The 16,883-nt window shown below is 52.1% G+C and carries 16 protein-coding genes and 1 tRNA gene; 3 read left to right on the top strand and 14 right to left on the bottom strand.

The annotated features are described in order from the left end of the window. Positions 1–14: 14 nt before the first annotated feature. The 9 genes from AALG83_02790 to AALG83_02750 form a co-directional block, all read right to left on the bottom strand. Positions 15–1,295, bottom strand: a complete 1,281-nt coding sequence (locus AALG83_02790) for a methionine gamma-lyase family protein (protein ID MEY8382084.1) — start codon at positions 1,293–1,295, stop codon at positions 15–17. Continuing rightward, complete coding sequence (miaA, locus tag AALG83_02785) at positions 1,288–2,214, bottom strand: tRNA (adenosine(37)-N6)-dimethylallyltransferase MiaA (protein ID MEY8382083.1); 927 nt, start codon at positions 2,212–2,214, stop codon at positions 1,288–1,290. The genes AALG83_02790 and miaA overlap by 8 nt, the downstream gene beginning before the upstream one ends. Continuing rightward, positions 2,214–4,139 (bottom strand): DNA mismatch repair endonuclease MutL, encoded by a 1,926-nt coding sequence (gene mutL / locus AALG83_02780; protein ID MEY8382082.1) that lies wholly within the window; start codon positions 4,137–4,139, stop codon positions 2,214–2,216. The genes miaA and mutL overlap by 1 nt, the downstream gene beginning before the upstream one ends. Continuing rightward, positions 4,132–6,699 (bottom strand): DNA mismatch repair protein MutS, encoded by a 2,568-nt coding sequence (gene mutS, locus AALG83_02775; protein ID MEY8382081.1) that lies wholly within the window; start codon positions 6,697–6,699, stop codon positions 4,132–4,134. Before mutS ends, mutL begins: the two co-directional genes overlap by 8 nt. Before the next feature lie 297 nt (positions 6,700–6,996). Then, positions 6,997–7,788 carry an amidohydrolase family protein gene (locus AALG83_02770; protein MEY8382080.1) on the bottom strand — a complete coding sequence of 264 codons (792 nt, stop codon included), beginning with the start codon at positions 7,786–7,788 and terminating at the stop codon, positions 6,997–6,999. Between the two features lie 144 nt (positions 7,789–7,932). Continuing rightward, positions 7,933–8,637, bottom strand: coding sequence for a zinc metallopeptidase (locus AALG83_02765; GenBank protein MEY8382079.1), 705 nt, complete (start codon positions 8,635–8,637; stop codon positions 7,933–7,935). A gap of 2 nt (positions 8,638–8,639) precedes the next feature. After that, positions 8,640–10,475, bottom strand: coding sequence for an ATP-dependent zinc metalloprotease FtsH (gene ftsH / locus AALG83_02760; protein ID MEY8382078.1), 1,836 nt, complete (start codon positions 10,473–10,475; stop codon positions 8,640–8,642). A 4-nt stretch (positions 10,476–10,479) separates the two neighbouring features. After that, the gene (locus AALG83_02755; protein ID MEY8382077.1) at positions 10,480–10,926 is read right to left on the bottom strand and encodes a MarR family winged helix-turn-helix transcriptional regulator; all 447 of its coding nucleotides are present in this window, start codon (positions 10,924–10,926) and stop codon (positions 10,480–10,482) included. 84 nt (positions 10,927–11,010) lie between these two features. Beyond that, complete coding sequence (locus AALG83_02750; GenBank protein MEY8382076.1) at positions 11,011–11,679, bottom strand: thiamine diphosphokinase; 669 nt, start codon at positions 11,677–11,679, stop codon at positions 11,011–11,013. A 185-nt stretch (positions 11,680–11,864) separates the two neighbouring features. Here AALG83_02750 and AALG83_02745 point away from each other — a divergent pair, with 185 nt between their 5' ends. The 3 genes from AALG83_02745 (at position 11,865) to AALG83_02735 (ending at position 12,954) form a co-directional block, all read left to right on the top strand. Further along, positions 11,865–12,212 carry a helix-turn-helix transcriptional regulator gene (locus AALG83_02745; protein MEY8382075.1) on the top strand — a complete coding sequence of 116 codons (348 nt, stop codon included), beginning with the start codon at positions 11,865–11,867 and terminating at the stop codon, positions 12,210–12,212. A gap of 152 nt (positions 12,213–12,364) precedes the next feature. Further along, a tRNA-Ala gene (locus AALG83_02740) sits at positions 12,365–12,441 on the top strand. Positions 12,442–12,612: 171 nt separating this feature from the next. Continuing rightward, the gene (locus tag AALG83_02735) at positions 12,613–12,954 is read left to right on the top strand and encodes a helix-turn-helix transcriptional regulator (GenBank protein MEY8382074.1); all 342 of its coding nucleotides are present in this window, start codon (positions 12,613–12,615) and stop codon (positions 12,952–12,954) included. Between the two features lie 63 nt (positions 12,955–13,017). Here AALG83_02735 and AALG83_02730 read toward each other — a convergent pair whose 3' ends face one another. The 5 genes from AALG83_02730 to AALG83_02710 all read right to left on the bottom strand — a co-directional run bounded on the left by AALG83_02730 (position 13,018) and on the right by AALG83_02710 (position 16,702). Further along, positions 13,018–13,977 (bottom strand): carbohydrate kinase family protein, encoded by a 960-nt coding sequence (locus AALG83_02730; protein ID MEY8382073.1) that lies wholly within the window; start codon positions 13,975–13,977, stop codon positions 13,018–13,020. 95 nt (positions 13,978–14,072) lie between these two features. Further along, positions 14,073–14,258 carry an exodeoxyribonuclease VII small subunit gene (xseB, locus tag AALG83_02725; GenBank protein MEY8382072.1) on the bottom strand — a complete coding sequence of 62 codons (186 nt, stop codon included), beginning with the start codon at positions 14,256–14,258 and terminating at the stop codon, positions 14,073–14,075. Next, positions 14,255–15,472: an exodeoxyribonuclease VII large subunit gene (xseA, locus tag AALG83_02720; protein MEY8382071.1), complete on the bottom strand. Its 1,218-nt coding sequence runs from the start codon at positions 15,470–15,472 to the stop codon at positions 14,255–14,257. Before xseA ends, xseB begins: the two co-directional genes overlap by 4 nt. Further along, a complete protein-coding gene (sfsA, locus tag AALG83_02715) occupies positions 15,460–16,182 on the bottom strand; it encodes a DNA/RNA nuclease SfsA (protein MEY8382070.1) in 723 nt (240 codons plus the stop codon). The genes xseA and sfsA overlap by 13 nt, the downstream gene beginning before the upstream one ends. Next, positions 16,169–16,702 (bottom strand): aromatic acid exporter family protein, encoded by a 534-nt coding sequence (locus AALG83_02710; protein ID MEY8382069.1) that lies wholly within the window; start codon positions 16,700–16,702, stop codon positions 16,169–16,171. Before AALG83_02710 ends, sfsA begins: the two co-directional genes overlap by 14 nt. Positions 16,703–16,883 lie beyond the last annotated feature (181 nt).

The raw sequence follows: 16,883 nt of genomic DNA, 5'->3' as shown, positions 1-16,883 counted from the left end.
TCCCTTTTTATATTTTATATTTTTTTCATATCCTGCAGCGCCAGCATCAGCGCCAGCTCGACGCTTTCTTCTGTCAGCCCGCCTTGGAAATACGCGGTATACGGGGCGCGGAGCGGCGCATCGGCGGAAAGCTCGATCGAGCTGCCCTGGATAAAGCTGCCCGATGCCATGATGATTTTGCTGTCGTAGCCCGCCATGTCGTCCGGATATGGCAGTGCCTGGCTATCCACAGGAGAGGCTTTTTGCACGGCCTGTACAAAGGAAATGAGCTCCTCCTGAGACTTCATGAGAATGGCCTGGGTGATATCCGAGCGCTTGGCTGTGCTGGATGGGAACACTTCATACCCCAGAGAAGCGAACACTTCAGCCGTAAGAGCGGCGCCCTTCAGGGCTGTGCAGGTAACGCTGGGAGCAAAGTAAATGCCCTGGAAAAACGGGCGGTATCCTGCCAGATAGGAGCCGATCTCCATTCCCATGCCCTGGCAGGTGAAGCGGCCGCCAATCAGCTCGATGGCTTTTTTTGTTCCGGCGATATAGCCGCCGGTTGGGGCGATGCCCGCACCCGGGTTTTTGATCAGTGAGCCGATGATGACGTCCGCGCCGGCCTGCGTCGGCTCCATGGTTTCCGTGAACTCGCCGTAGCAGTTGTCCACCACGACAAAGACATTCGGATATGCCTTTTTGATTGCCCTGGCCGCCTCGCCGATTTGCGCGATGGTCAGCGCCGGGCGCAGCTGATAGCCCCTGGAGCGCTGCAAATAGACGACTTTAATGGCGGAATCCAGATATAACTGCTTGAGCGCGGCATCGATATCGATGCCGTTGTTTTCTGTCAAGGGAACCTCGGAATATTTGATGGCAAATTCGCCCAGCCCCTTTTTTTCACCCTGCCCAATGCCCAGCGTCGAAATGAGCGTATCGTAAGGAGCGCCTGTGATGCAAAGCATCGTATCCAGCGGCCGGAGCAAGCCATAGAGCGCGATGTTAATCGTATGCGTTCCGGAGGCAAACAGCGGGCTCACGATGGCGTCCTCTGCGCCGAATATTTCCGCAAAAATCTCGGATAGCTTATGCTTCCCGTCGTCCGTCAGCCCATAGCCGGTAGAGCCGTAAAAATGCCGCTCTGCCAGCCCGCATTTCTGAAATGCATGAAGAACTTTGAGCGTATTATATTGGCGAATCTCCTCAAATTCCTGTACTTTTGGCGCGATGGCCTCTTTGCAAGCCCGGACATGCGCCAAAACTTTCTCCCCGATTCCATACCTCGCCTGCAAGAAAGATTGATAACTATTCATCGTATGCTCCTTTTGTTATATGAGAAATCACTGCGCTGGCCAGCGCCTCTTTGTCCGGGAAATCTTCCGTGGAAAACCAGCAGACCTGCTGCTCTCTGCGGAACCAAGTCAGCTGGCGTTTGGCAAAGCGCCGCGTGTTTTGCTTGATGCGCTGGCTAATCTCCTCCAGCGTGGCCTGGCCTGCGAAATAAGGCAAAAACTCCTTATAGCCGATGGCGGAAAAGGCCGCAATCTCTGTGCCGTATTTTCGGAAAATTTCCCGCACTTCGGCTTCCAGCCCCTGGGCAAACATCGCATCGACGCGCCTTTCGATATCGCGGTAGAGCGTCTGCCTTGGCTTGGTAATGCCGATCTTTTGAATTTGATACCGGTTCTGCGGCCTCCGGAATTCATAGGGCTCTCCCCTGCCTGTATCTTCCAAAATTTCCAGGCGGCGAATCAGCCTTTTTTTATCGTTTGGATGAATGCGCTGTGCCGCGGCAGGATCGAGCTCCGCCAATCTGGCGTGGACAAGCGCCGGGTTTTCCTGATACTGCTCTTCCAACCTCTGCCGCAGGGCCTGGTTTGGTTTTGTCTGCGTAAAATCCAGATCATAGAGGATAGAATTGAGGTATAACCCCGTTCCGCCTGCTAAAATGGGCTGCTTGCCCCGGGAAAGAATTTCTTCAATCGCCTGCAATGCGTCTCTTTGATAGCATGCGACGCTGTAAGCGGCATCCGGATCCACAAAGCCAAGAAGATGATGCGCAATGCCCTCCTGCTCCTGCGGCAAGGGCCGGGCCGTCCCAATGTGCATCTCGCGGTAGATCTGCATGGAATCCGCCGAGACAACTTCGCCGTTCACTGCCTTGGCAGCCTGAATGGCGAGCTCTGTTTTCCCCGAGGCGGTCGGGCCAAGAATCACAATGAGTTTTTGCACTATACTCTCCTTTTAAAGCTGATTTCCAGCTCTTTTTTCGGGATGCAGACGGCAATCGGCCGGCCGTGCGGGCAATTTGGGATTTTGCCGGATTGCAGGAAATATTGAATTAGATTTTGAATATCGCTCTCTATCATGGGCTGGCCTGCCTTGATCGCGCGTTTGCAGGCGCCTTTGGCGATGCGATCTTTGCGCACTGCCTCGGGGGCTCCACCGCTCGTCAGCGAGCCCAGAACATCCTCCAGCGTGGCTGCCGCTTTCGCCTCGCCCAAAATTTGCGGAACTGCATGGATTTCGCAGACGAGCGGCGCGCTTAACTGGAGCTCAAATCCCATCTGCGCCAAGATATTCAGATTCTCTTCTAGGCGCACCTGTTCTTCGTGCGTCAGCCGGTAGACCTCCGGGATGAGCAGCCGCTGGCTGATCGCCCTTTTTTCCATGGCCTGCATGAGCGTATCGTAGATCTTTCGCTCGTGCGCGGCGTGCTGGTCGATAAAATATAGGCTCTCCCCTGCTTCCGCGATGATATAAGTGGAAAAAGCGACGCCCAAAACCCGGGCTTCCGGAAGGTTGGAGAGAAGCGTCGGCTGGCTGGCTGCGGCCGGTGCCGTGTGTTTTTGGCCTGCGCGCTCCAGAGCCAGGGAAAAATCCCTGGGAGGATCGGCGACGGAAATCTCCGAGGGTGTATTGATCTCAAATGGGCCTTTGTTTTTGTGCTCGGCGGTTAGGCGCATGATCTCTTCGATGCCCTCTTCCAGCTCGGAATCGGATGGCATTTTCCAATCCTCCTGGGAAGAAAGCTTCTCCTGCGCGGAAGGGCTTGGGCTAAACTCCAAACTGGGCACTTCTTCAGGCTTTGGCAAATCCTCTGCTATTTTAAGCTGTTCATAGCTCACATTGCGTTTAGAGCTTTGAAATTGAGAGACAACGGGAGAATACTGCCCCGCAAGCGCATCTGAGACGGCGTTGATCACCGCGTATTCTACCGCATTTTCGTCGCTGAAATGCACGGTCAGCTTATTTGGATGGACATTCACGTCTACATCGCTCAAATCCATATTCAGATGCAGGGTGTAGAATGGGAAACTGCCGCGCAGGATGCGCTCCCCATAGGCGCGCAAAATCGCAGATTGAATCGCCTCCGAGCGGATATAGCGCTGGTTGATAAACAGGCTTCCGTTCTTTTGCGTTTTATAGGTGATATCAGGCGCGCCGATATACCCGCAGACACGAATCTTGTTGATCTGATAATCGACTGGGATCAGATGGGAGCGCATTTGCTGGCCGTTTACGGCGCAGATCGCGTCCAGAAGCTCTCCACTGCCCGGGCTGTGATAGATGCCCTTCCCGTTGGCGGTGTAGCGCAGAGAGATATCCGGCCGCGCTAAAATCAGCCGGCTGACGATATCCGAAATAGCAGCCGCCTCTGAGCCTGGCTTTTTGAGAAATTTTAGGCGCGCAGGCGTGTTGTAGAAGAGATTTTCCACGATGACGGACGTTCCCTCGGGCAGGCCCGCCTGGCGGATATACTCGATTTTCCCGCCTTTTGCGCATAGCTCTGTGCCTGTATCGCTGGCATGAACCCGAGATTTGATGCTGAGCATGGAAACTGCGGCAATGCTGGCCAAGGCTTCGCCCCGAAACCCCATGGAATAGATGCGGTCCAAATCCTGAAGCTTATAGATCTTGCTGGTCGCGTGCTTTAAAATGGTGAGAGGCATATCCTCTTCGGCAATCCCCTCGCCGTTATCCGTTACGCGGATCTCGCGGATTCCGCCGTCCAGAATCGAGACGGTGATGGCGCTGGCCTTGGCATCCAGGGAGTTCTCCACCAGCTCTTTAACGATGGAAGCCGGCCGCTCGACCACCTCGCCTGCCGCAATCCGGTTTGCAATTTGCTCGCTTAATACTTGAATCTTACCCATTTTCCATCGCCTTTTGTTTGATATCGTTGAGCAGGGAGAGTGCCTCCAGAGGCGTTAGGCGGTCAATATCCAGCTGCGCCAGGCTTTTCACCATCTTCTCCGCCTCCTGCGCTTTTTTGTCCGGAAATTCCGGGACAGCCGAGAGATCGATATTGCTGAGATCTGTGCTTGCACTCTGCTGAAGCACACCAAGGAGCGATTTTGCGCGCTCGATGAGTGCGCCAGGCAGCCCGGCCAGCTTTGCCACCTCAATTCCAAAGCTCCGATCCGTCCCTCCCCTTTGAATCTTGTGCAGGAATACGATGCTCTTTTCGTATTCGCGGACACTGCTCGAGTAGTTCTGCACGCCGGCAAGCTTCCCTTCCAGATCCGTCAGCTCGTGGTAATGCGTGGCAAACAGCGTCTTTGCGCCAATGCCGTTTTTGCCCAAAATGTATTCTATCGTCGCCCAGGCGATGGCAAGGCCGTCCAGCGTGCTGGTTCCTCTGCCGATTTCATCTAAAATCAAAAGGCTGTTTTTGGTCGCGCTGTTCAAAATGCTGGCCAGCTCGTTCATTTCAACCATGAAAGTGCTTTGCCCGGAGGCCAGATCATCCGAGGCACCGACGCGGGTGAACACGCGATCCACGATAGAAATGCGCGCTTCCGAGGCCGGGACGAAGCAGCCAATCTGCGCCATCAGGACGATTAATCCGGTCTGCCGCATGAATGTGCTCTTGCCCGCCATATTGGGGCCTGTGATGATGAGCAGTTTCTCCTGCTCATCCAGATAGGTGTCGTTGGGGACGAACTCCTGGCGCACTGTGCGCTCGACGACCGGGTGCCGCCCGTCTTTGATGGAAATGCTGCCATCCGAGCATAGCTTGGGCTTGACATAGTCGTAGTCGTATGCCGCCTGCGCAAAGGATTGCAGTACGTCGATTTTGGCCAGAAGGCTGGCATTTTTCTGCAGCACATCGATATACTGCGCCAGATAGTCGCGAATCTGCAAAAACAGATGGTATTCCAGCGCGTTGCATTTGTCCGTCGCCGAGAGCAGCATGTCCTCCAGCTCCTTGAGCTCCTGCGTGATATAGCGCTCGCAGTTGGAAAGCGTCTGCCGCCGGGTATAGCGGTATGGAACCGAGGAAAGATTGGATTTGGAGACCTCGATATAGTAGCCGAATACTTTGTTATAGCCGATTTTCAGGTTTTTAATGCCTGTCGCGTCCTTCTCCCGCTGTTCCATGGTGGCAAGCCATTCAGAGCCGCTGGTCTTGGCCTCTCTCAGATTATCCACCTCTGCGTTGTAGCCGGGCCTGATAAAGCCGCCGTCCCGGATGCCGTGCGGCGGATCCTCGCAGATGCAGCCATCCAGATAGGTATAGAGCTGATCCAGCGTATCCAGCTGCTGGGCGCACTGCAAAAGCGCCTCGCTTTTGCAGCCTTTCAGGAGCTGCTGAATGCTCGGCAAAGGCGCGATGGAGTTTTTCAGCGCAACGATATCGCGCGCATCCAAAGAGCCGTAGGAAATGCGGGAAAGCAGGCGCTCGATATCGTAGATTTTATCCAGCTCCTGCCGGAGATTGCTGCGAAGCGCATAGCCCTCCTTAATCTCCCCTACGGCGTCCAGCCGCGCGTTGATCTCTTTTTTATTTAGAAGCGGCTGTTCAATATACAGCTTTAGCAGACGCCCGCCCATGGCGGTTTTGGTTTTATCCAGCAGCCAAAGAAGCGAGCCGCGCTTTTCCTTGCCGCGCATGGTCTCGGTCAGCTCCAGGTTGCGGTGCGTAAAGGCGTCGATGGCCATATAGTCTTTGCCGGAAGTTTTCAGGAGTTTCTTGATATGCGACAAAGAATTTTTCTGCGTATCCAGCAAATATTGCAAAAGCGCGCCTGCGGCATTCAGGCAGGGCGAATCCTCGGCAAAGCCAAAGACCGAGACGCTCATCACTTCGAAGTGCTCCTGCAAAAGCCGTTTGGCATTGCTGCCCTCGTAGGGCCATGCGTCGTAGCGTGTGAGATAGAGCGATTCCTGCTCTTTGAAATAGCGGAACAACACCGCATTGTTTTCAGCAAAAAGAACCTCCCGCGGCAAAATGCGCAAAAGCAGATTGCCCAGCTCTTCCAGGCTCGCGACCTCCTCGGCCAGAAATGCGCCGGTCGAAATATCCGCATAAGCTGCGCCGATTCTGCCCTTATGCTCATAGACCGAGAGCAGGAAGCTGTTCTCATCCTCTTTGAGCATGGAGCTTTCCGAGATGGTTCCAGGCGTTACGATGCGCACGATGCCCCGCTCGACGATCCCTTTTGCCGATGCGGGATCTTGCAGCTGTTCGCAGATGGCGACTTTATATCCCTTCTCAATTAAGCGCTGGATATAGCCTTCCGCCGCATGATACGGCACGCCGCACATAGGCGCCCGTTCTTCCAGGCCGCAGTCTCTGCCCGTCAGCGCAATTTCCAGCTCCTTTGATGCAGTAATCGCATCTTCAAAGAACATTTCATAGAAATCGCCCAGCCGGAAAAACAGCAGGCAGTCTTTATTTTTTTCCTTGATCTCAAGGTATTGCCTCATCATTGGTGAAAGCGCCAAAACGTTTCCCCCTCTTCTTTTGCATTTTCAAATTTATCTAAATTATATCATAATTCCCCCGGAAAAGACACAAAAAAGAGCTCAATTTCTTGAGCTCTTAAGGCCATAAACCGGGTTGTGCACCTCTCTGCTGATATGCGCCGGCAAGTCAAAATAATAAGTGTTTATTTGAAAGCACCAAGGCCAATTGGCAAGCCGGTTCATTGCTGCCTCGATACTATTATGGCCGGGCGGCAGGCAAATAAACAGGAATTTTATGGAAAAAATCGAAGTAAAAAGTATTCAGATTTTAAGAAGCGAGCGCGCGTTCTTTGCCAGAATGGCAATGCGCTCCTCTTCCGTCAGCGGGAGAGCCAGAAAGCGCGCGAGCTCCTCCTCGTGATCCCACATGGGATAATCCGTGCCAAAGAGCATTTTATCTGCGCCGTGCGCATGGATCATCTGGGCGGCCTCCTCCGGCGGGAGGCAGAAAAGCGAGCTGGAGGTATCGAAATAGATATTCTGGCCAAGCAGATATTTTTTGGATTCCTCCCAGGCGTTATATCCCCCGAAGTGCGCACCGATGACCACAAGGCTTGGAAAGCGCTCCAAAACCGCGCGCAAACGGCGGGGAGCGGAAAAATCCCGCGTTTTATCGCCCATGTGGAACAGGATGGGCAGCCTTCCCTCAATCGCCCGGTAAATTTTCATGGCGGCATCGTCGTCTATATTGAACTCCTGGAAATCCGGATGCACTTTAATGCCCCTAAGCCCAAGATCGATGGCACGGTCTACCTCTGAGGCAATATCGTCAAAGCCTGGGTGCAGCGTCGCAAAGCCGACGAACTCGGGATGCGCCTGGGTCTCCCTGGCGATGAAATCGTTGATGGAGACAACCTGCGCCGGAGTCGTCGCGACGGAATGCACGACATAGCGGGAAACGCCAATCTTGCTTCCCTCCTGCAAAAGGTGCTCGCTGGTCCCCTGGCCGGACATGGCGATGGAATAAAACTGGCTGATCGCATCCACCGCTTTATGCGCAATCTTGGCCGGGTAGATATGCGTATGGAAATCCACAATATCGTAACTTGGCATCTCTTCCTCCGTGATGTAAAAATAGAAAAGCAGAGGGCCGCAAAGGATAATTCCCTGAAGCCTTCTGCCCAAATAGGCATTGCCGCTTCAATGCATCTTGTGCACCAAAGCTATGATACAACGCCGCACTGCTCTTTGCAAGCCTTAATCTCTGCGGTTGTTCCGGTTCACGAGCAGGATCAGCCGAAGCAGCTGCATGATGGAAACGGCAAGGGATGCGACATAAGTCAGCGCCGCGGCAGAGAGCACTTTCCTCGCCCCTTCCTGCTCCTGGGCCGTGAAGATGGAGGCATTGGAAATTGCCTCAAGCGCCCTGTTGCTGGCGTTGTATTCCACGGGCAGCGTTACCAGCTGGAACAGCGTGCACAGCCCAAAACAGGCAACGCCGAGATAGGCGATGTTTTGATAAAAAGCTCCAAAGCCGCTCAGCAAAATTCCCAGCAGGATGAGCGGCATGGCCAGGCCAGAGCCGATATTGGCGGCAGGCAGGATGGCCGCGCGCACTTTGATGGGCGAATAGCCCTTGGCATACTGCACGGCATGCCCCGCCTCATGCGCCGCGACGCCGATGGCCGCGGCGGAAGTGCTGTGATAAACAGCCTGGGAAAGGCGGATGGTGTTGGAGCGCGGATCATAGTGATCGCTGAGCTTTCCGGGAACTTGCTCGATATTGACGCCGAAAACGCCGTTCTGCTGTAAAACCATCTGCGCGGCCTCCCTTCCCGTGATGTTGCTTTGGGAATGGACGCCGGAATAGCGCCGGAAAGTTGAATTTACTTTTGCGCTTGCCCACATTGCAAAGGCAACTGCGGGCAGGACGAGATAAATATAGGTCCAATCGATATACAAAATTAGTTCTCCTCCAAAATCTTCTGGAATTCCTCTCCAGTAATTGTCTCTCTCTCCAATAAATATGCGGCCAGCTGGTGCAGCAGCGCCTGGTTGCTGCTCAAAATTTCATATGCCCTATGATGCGCATCTTTGATGAGCGCAATCACCTCTTCATCCACTTTTGCAGCCGTCTGCGCAGAGCATGCAAGCGCAGTGTCCCCGCCCAAATACTGGTTGGAAACAGTCTCCAGCGCCGTCATATCGAAGGTTTCGCTCATGCCATAGCGGGTGATCATCGCCCGGGCCAGCTTGGTCGCCTGCTCGATATCGTTGGAAGCGCCCGTCGTAACCGAGCCGAAAATGAGCTCCTCTGCGGCGCGGCCACCTGCCAGCGTCGCCAGCCTTTGGAATGCCTCTTCCCGGCTGAGCAGCAGGCGCTCCCCTGCCTCGACCTGCATGGTATATCCAAGCGCGCCGGATGTGCGCGGCACGATGGTGATCTTGTGTACAGGCGCGGTTCCCTCCTGCTTGGCGGCCACAAGCGCATGGCCAATCTCGTGATAGGAGACGATCTTCTTTTCCCGCTCCGAAACAACGGCATTTTTGCGCTGATACCCGGCAAGGACGACCTCCACGCTCTCCTCCAGATCTTCCTGGCTGACGGCCTTTCTGCCGTTTCGCACTGCCCGCAGTGCGGCCTCGTTGATCATGTTTGCCAGCTCTGCGCCTGAAGCGCCTGAAGTCGCTCTGGCAATGGCGTTGAAATCCACACCTGGGTCCAGCCGCACTTTGTTTGCATGGACTTTCAAGATCGCTTCCCGCCCTGCCAAATCGGGCAGTTCGACGGGAATGCGGCGGTCGAAACGTCCAGGGCGCAGCAGCGCCGGATCCAGCGAATCCGGGCGGTTGGTTGCGGCCAGGATGACGACACCCCTCTTGCCGTCAAACCCATCCATTTCTGTCAGCAGCTGGTTGAGGGTTTGCTCTCGCTCATCGTTTCCGCCTATGCCGCCAGTATCGCGCTTCTTGCCGATAGTGTCCAGCTCGTCGATAAATACGATGCAAGGCGCCTTTTCATTGGCCTGCTGAAATAAATCGCGCACTTTGGCCGCGCCCATGCCCACGAACATTTCCACAAATTCTGAGCCGGAAATGGAGAAAAAAGGCACTTTCGCTTCCCCAGCCACGGCCTGCGCCAGCAAGGTTTTGCCCGTTCCGGGCGGGCCGACGAGCAGCGCGCCTTTGGGCAAAGACGCGCCGATTTGCGTATAGCGATCCGGGTGATGGAGAAAATCCACAATTTCACTCAATGCCTCTTTGGCCTCGTCCTGCCCGGCTACATCCGAAAATGACTTTCCGGTTTTGGCCTCCACATAGATTTTTGCATTGCTCTTTCCGAACGTCATGGCATTATTGCCGCCGGGAACGCGCTTTTGCATACTGCGCATCAGCCATAGGCCCAGCAGATAGAACGCGACGGAAGGCAGAATCCATGTATAGAGAAAATTCAGCAGCGGAGAATTCTCCTGCGGCAGAACTCTGGAAAAAGCAATCTTGGAATCCTTCTGATAGAGCCTGTCTACCAGGTTCGGATCGTTCATTGCAGTTGTGATATAGACCTTTTCCTCGCCGGATTCATCTACGGCGAGAAAAGCAATGCGCTGCTCTTCATCCTGAATCTCCACAGTTTTTATCTTCCCCTCGTCGATAAAGCGAAGGAAGGTGCCGTAATCGACCTCGGTAACGCGCGGCTGCAAAACCTTTGGGAAAACCAGAGCATTGAGCAGCATCAATAGGATTATAGCGACAATGCAGTAAAACAGGATTGGCTTTTTAGATGTTTTTTGCTCTTTCATAGTATTATTCTTCCTCGACGATCTCCATAATATTTTTCAGCATCTTTTGAAAAGTTTGAATGGCAGTTTCCAGTTCCTGCTCGGAAATACCCTGCAAGATGCGGCGGTCAAAGCGTTCTTGGCGCTGTTTAAAATACTGCACATAAGGCTGCGCTTCGGGCAGAAGCGTCAGCAAAACCTTTCTGCGATCGTCCGCGTCCGTCTGCGTTGCCAAAAAACCGCGCTTTCTGAGCGACTCCACCGAGCGGCTCACCAACCCCTTGGAGATATTTAGCTGCTCACTAATCGCCTTGATGGTATTTTGCCCAGAATACTCTGATAAAAACACCAATACCACCACTTCGTTTAACGTAAAATCTTTGTCGTCTGTGGTTTTGAAGCGGTATTGCTGGCATTGCTTATAAATATTTGTAATACCCGAGAAAAAAATATCTCTTTTCCAAGTCTCCATTTTATGCCCCTGGCCTCACAATAGTTTAATATAATATAGTTTAACTATAAACAATATATCTATAAACTATATCATACCCTTTTTTTACTGATTGTCAAGCCTTTGATCGATTCGTTTCAGATGCGCCAGGTTTTTTTGCCCGAACACCAGAAGAGCCGAGCCCTGCGCAACCGCAATTTCACTCTCCTTTTGGATGAACTCATTGCTGGTGCCGATGGGAAATGTGTGGCAGAGCGAAGCGTTTTCCAGTTCGTATTTTAGGCCGCGGATGCACACGCCGCTGCAGTGTTCCCCAAAAGAGAAAAGCGAAATATAGCCTTCTGCGCCAGAATCAAAACGCACGGAAGGATTGCTTAGAACAGTCGTTACGTCCTCTTTTCCGAAAAGAAACCCGGCGGCGCCATGCTGGCTTAAAAACGCGAGAGACTGCAAATTGGCCACGGTATGATCAAAGCGCCCCCCCATTCCGCCATAAAGATAGAAAGTTTTAAATCCCTTTTCCAGGCCAAATTTGATGGCATAGAGCATATCAGTATCGTCTTTTTCGGCAGGCAGTTCGATCAGATGATCATGCTGTGGTTTTTCAAGCAGAGAATCAAAATCTCCCAAAACCAGATCCGGGTAGATGCCCATTTGCTGTAAATAACGGTAACCGCCGTCTGCGGCGATCACATAGTCTTCTTCTGCCGGGATGCGGTAAAGCGGTGTAAACTCCCCGGCCCCAACGATATAGCAAGCTCCTTGTTTTTTCATCCTAACTGCCCCCTTATTACACGCTTATTTTATCTTAAAGCGCTCATTTTTACAATTCCGTGATTCTCTATAAAAATACAAAATATTACAAAATAACCAAATAATGTCATCTTTTCGCCATTTATAAATCTTGTGGGAGTATCTGCGATAGACTACTTTTGTATGAGAAAAAGGAGGGTTATACGATGCAAGAAAAGGAAAAGAAAAGTGAGTTATGCAAATTTGTCGGAGCAAATCTAAGGGAGATAAGAGCAAAAATGAATTTATCTCAAGAGACAGTGGCAAATGAAACGAGCCTTAGCGTATCGCACTATCGCGGCATTGAGCAAGGCCGCGGCAACCCGAGCATTCAAACACTGGAGAGGATTTCCGATACGCTCCATATCAGCTTGCAGGAAATCTTGACAAGAGGGATGCATAGCGCACCAGACTATTTTTCTCTTCAGGATTTTGCGCTTTCGGAGGAAGACACACTCTTTTTCAAAAATCTCTTACAGCAGATCATCGATTTGCTTGTCTATAAAAAATCTTAGGAAAAAAGTTTCTGCTGTTATTTTTTTAGAACCGCTCTACAGAGCGGTTCTGTTGCTTATTTTCCCGAGCCGATTCTCGTCAGGGTTTATTTAGATTATTTCATGAACCCTTGACATCTTTTAGATAATCCAGTATGATAATAAATGTTCTTGGGGGTATAGCGCAGTTGGCTAGCGCGTCTGACTGGCAGTCAGAAGGTCAGGGGTTCAAGTCCCCTTATCTCCACCAGAAGCCACTCAAATATTGGGTGGCTTTTTTATATAAGTTTATCACAAATGGCTGCAGCCTTCCGAATACTATATTAATACTTTTTTGCTATTTTAATTAGGTTGCTTTTTTGCAGCAGATCCACTAACCTTTATAGATGTCGGATTAATGTGGAAGGAAATAGATGAGGCAATGAATTTATGTGGTGTTATTGGGAAAAATCTAAAAGAGCTTCGCATGAAGAGCAGTCAGTCGCAAGAGGATTTGGCAAAAAAAATTGGTATTAGCGCATCTAACTTGCGCGAGATTGAGTATGGAACGGGCAACCCGACAGTCGCGACATTGGAGCGCATTGCCGAAGGGCTGCATGTGCCGACAGGCGCCCTGGTCTCGAGCAACATGAATGAAAATGAGGTTTACATTAGAGAATCTATCTTTTCTTATCTCAAATTTATTCAACACATGCCGCCCGAGCGGCAAACTTTAGTCGTTCGCATGTTTGAGCAGTTGGTTTTACTGCTGAGAGGCGACTAATTCTTTTGTTTCTGCAAAAAAGCCGAATTTCGTTTGGGAAATTCGGCTTTTTTTGTTGCTATTTTATGCCCCTTGTTCTGCTAAAAATGCTTCCACTTCTGCTCTGGTCGGCATAGCATCAAAAGCGCCTTGCTTCATGGCGCAAAGTGCGCCGACGGCATTGGCTATGCGCACTGCTTTTGAGAGCGGTGTCTGCGGTTCGCAGGCAAGATGATAGAGAATGGCCCCAAGGAAGGAATCGCCGCAGCCTGTCGTATCCACAGCCTTAACGCGAAACCCAGGGTCATACCCGCTCTCCTCTTTGGAGTAGTAATATGCGCCTTTTGCGCCAAGCGTAATGAAGACAGCCCGCTTTTCGCGGCCGATTTTGCTGATGCGCTCTGCCCCTTCCCGGCATTCTTCCGGGGAATCCCCAAGGCCGGTCAGCAGTTTCAGCTCCACTTCGGATAGTTTGACGATATCTGCCCTGGCAATATAATCGGTAAATTCCTGCTTGACGGTAGCCGGGTTATGCAGAGAGCTTTCCGGCCGGTAGTTGGGATCGACGGCAAATAGCTTGCCATGCTTTTCAGCATATTCCTGCAAGAACCGAAGGGATGCCCTGCCAGATTCGCTTTTGGCAAGGCCGTATGTGGCGTAAATGATCTTTGCCCTCTCTAGGACGCTTTGGCTAATCTCTTCCGGGGTCAACAGGTGATCCACGCCTTTTCCCACAAAATAGAAACTGCGGTCGCCCTCATCGTCAAAGGAGACAAAGGAGATCATCGTGTGGTCATCTCTGGTATAGACGACTCCTTCATCGGAAATGCCATATTTTTTTAATGCACTTGCCACATGCCTGCCGAAGAGGTCGTCTCCCACTTTGCCAATGAAAGCGGTTTTTCCGCCCAAAAGCGAGCAGGCAACCAGCATATTTGCCGGCGCTCCGCCCGGGTTCATCTCATAGGCAGGGTTTCCATTTGGTCCATAGCCGCACTGGGAAAAATCGATCATAATATCGCCGGCGGAAATTACATCAAACATGCTCTCCCCTCTCTTTCCATCGCGCCAAAAGCGGATCCTTCATTCAATTATATTGCTGATGGCTTTATTATATCAACTGGAGGGAGAAAGAACAACTAAATTTTGGCAGATTCCTGCTGATTTTCCACCAGTTTTTCCGCATCTTCCAGCGCTTTGCTGCTCTGCTTTATTAGTTCCAGCCCTTCCTGATAAAGCGAGAGCGCGTCCTCCAAAGGCAAGGTCTTTTCCGCCAGCTCCTGCGCGATCTGTTCTAAACGCTGTAGATTCTCTTCAAATTTCATTGTTCTGCTCCTTTTTCTATGCTTTGCACCTGCGCAAAAGCGCGCCCGTCTTTGGTCTGAATCAATAGCTCTTGGCCGATTTGCAGCTGCTCTATGTTTTCCAGCGGCACTCCTTCCGCTTCTGCATATACGAAGCCTCCGCCAAAGCGGGAGAGCGGATTTCTTGCCGCCAGATATACCGCATTTTTTTCCAGGTTTGCCTGCTTGCTTTGCAAAAGCGCATTCATCTGCTGATGCAAAAGCCCAGAGAGCGATGCCGCCTTTTGGCTTACCCGCTCTACCTGCATCCGAAACTGCTGGGCACTTTGCATTTTCAGGCCTTTTACGATATCCCGCGCCGAGCGCATCTTTTCAAGCATCAGGCTTTTCATGGATTCCCCCAGATGATCCAGCGAAAGCATCAGGTCTTTTTGATCAGGCACGGCGAGCTCTGCGGCTGCGGAAGGGGTGGGTGCGCGAAGATCTGCGACGAAATCTGCAATCGTATAGTCGATCTCGTGCCCGATTCCGGTAATGACAGGGATTTTGGAGGCGTAAATTGCCCGGGCAAGCCCTTCATCATTAAAGACGAATAAATCTTCGCCCGAACCGCCTCCCCGGGCCAGCAGGATAACGTCGCACTCTCCTTCCTCATTTAACTGCCCAAGAGCGCGGATCATCTCCAGAGGCGCGGCAGCTCCCTGCACAGTTACAGGGCACAAGCGCTGCAAAGCCAGAGGATAGCGCCGCCGCAGCACATTTCTGATATCCTGAATCGCCGCCCCTGTCGGCGAGGTGATGATCCCTATTTTTTCCGGGTATTTGGGAATGCGCTTTTTATGCGCCGCATCGAATAGGCCTTCTGCCGAAAGTTTGGCTTTCAGAGCCTCAAAATCGGTGTAAATCTCGCCCACGCCAGAGGGGAACATATGCTGCGCATAGAGCTGAACTGCCCCAGCCTTTGGATAAAACGAGATATCGCCCACAATCACCACTTTCATGCCATTTTTGGGCAGGAAGGAAAGCTTTTGCCGGTATCCGCGGAACATGACCGCCTTAATGGATGCCTCTTTATCTTTGAGAGAAAAATACAGATGGCCGGAAGTATGCGCGGTGAAATTGGAGATCTCCCCTTCCACGCAAACCATGCGCAAAGCCTCATCGGCCTCCAGTTTTTGCTTTAGATAGTCGTTGAGCTGCGAGACCGTTACCGGCCCGACTTTTACTGTCTCCATTTTTCACTGCTCCGATCTTCTATTTTTACGGGCACGGGCGCACCGAGCTCAAGGCATTCCGGCTGGACGCGGCAGTCATAAGCTAAAATCGCAACACCGGCGCGCTGAGCCTCCTGAAGCGCTTGGGCAAAAGCAGGGTGCGTGGCGTAGTTAGGCGCAAAAAAAGATACATCCCGCATTTGAATGACAAAAACGAGATAGGCCAAAGCGCCTTCCCTGCGCGCCTTGCAGAGCTCGAAAATATGCCGGATGCCCCGGTCGGTTGGCGCATCCGGGAAATAGGCGGCGCCGTCCCGTTCCAGCGTAACCCCTTTGATCTCCAGATATGCCTTCTGGCCGGCGACGGTAAATGCGCCGTCCAGGCGGGAAGCGCCATAGCGCACCTCCCCACGCAAATCCTCTGCCGCGGCCGCCATGCCTGGGAGCAGATTGCCCTGCTCCAAATATTCCAGCACAAGCTTATTTGGCGCCAGAGAATCCAGGTTAATTAGGCGATTCTCTTTATACAGCGCGATGAGCGTATAGGCGGTTTTTTTCTGCGGCGATGGCGCATACTGCAAAAATACCGATGCCCCCGGCACAAACAGCTCTGCGCATCGGCCGGTATTGCGGATGTGAACCCGCTCGCTCTTTCCGTGGATTAGGCAGATTCCAATAAAGCGGTTTTCTCTGCGTATAAAAGTTCCGGGCACAATCTCAGGATACCTCATATTTTTCCTCTGTTTCTTCCTCTGCCTGCTTGGCCTTGGCCGGCGCGATGGCCAGATCCACCAGAAGAGAGACGCCCGCGCCGATTAAAGTATCGATGGCGCGGTTAAGCGCGTAAAACACGGCATCCTGCTGCGTCCGCCCGAAATTCAGGGCGACCAATAATACCACCGTGCAGGAAATCGTGCTGGCCTGCTGAAGATGAAAGACGTTGCATAAATAAAGATCGAAAATCAGAAAGAGCGGCACAACCGCGAGGAAAATTCCCTGGCTGTAGTAGGGGATATATTCGCTGGAAAATGCGGCGGCAAAGCCAATCAGGCCGCCCAGGGCTGTGCCCAAAAGCCGCATGAGGCTAAAACGCAGCGTCTCCTGGTTGTTTTGCCGCATACAGACGATGGCAGAAATGGCCGCGACTGTGATGGTCTGCATGCGTTTTAGGCAAAAGCAGATGACAAGCGTAAAGAAAACGGCGATGACCGTTTTAATCGAGCGCATTCCCGGCCGATAATGTAAATTCATGCTTTCTCTCCTTTTGCTTAGTATAAGCCAAGCCCAAAAAGATGTAAAGATAATAAAATGTTTGCATAATTATGTCGAATAACCGGCAAACTATCTTCGGCTGTATATTGCTAAAAGATGACAACGCTTTGGGTTGTCTCTATAATGAAGTTTAGCAGAAAACAGATCGAAAGGGATGAAT

It is taken from the genome of Christensenellaceae bacterium 44-20, assembly GCA_041223705.1.
In the GTDB taxonomy this organism is placed as follows: Bacteria; Bacillota; Clostridia; order Christensenellales; family Christensenellaceae; genus QANA01.
This window is presented reverse-complemented; position numbering and strand designations above follow the sequence as displayed.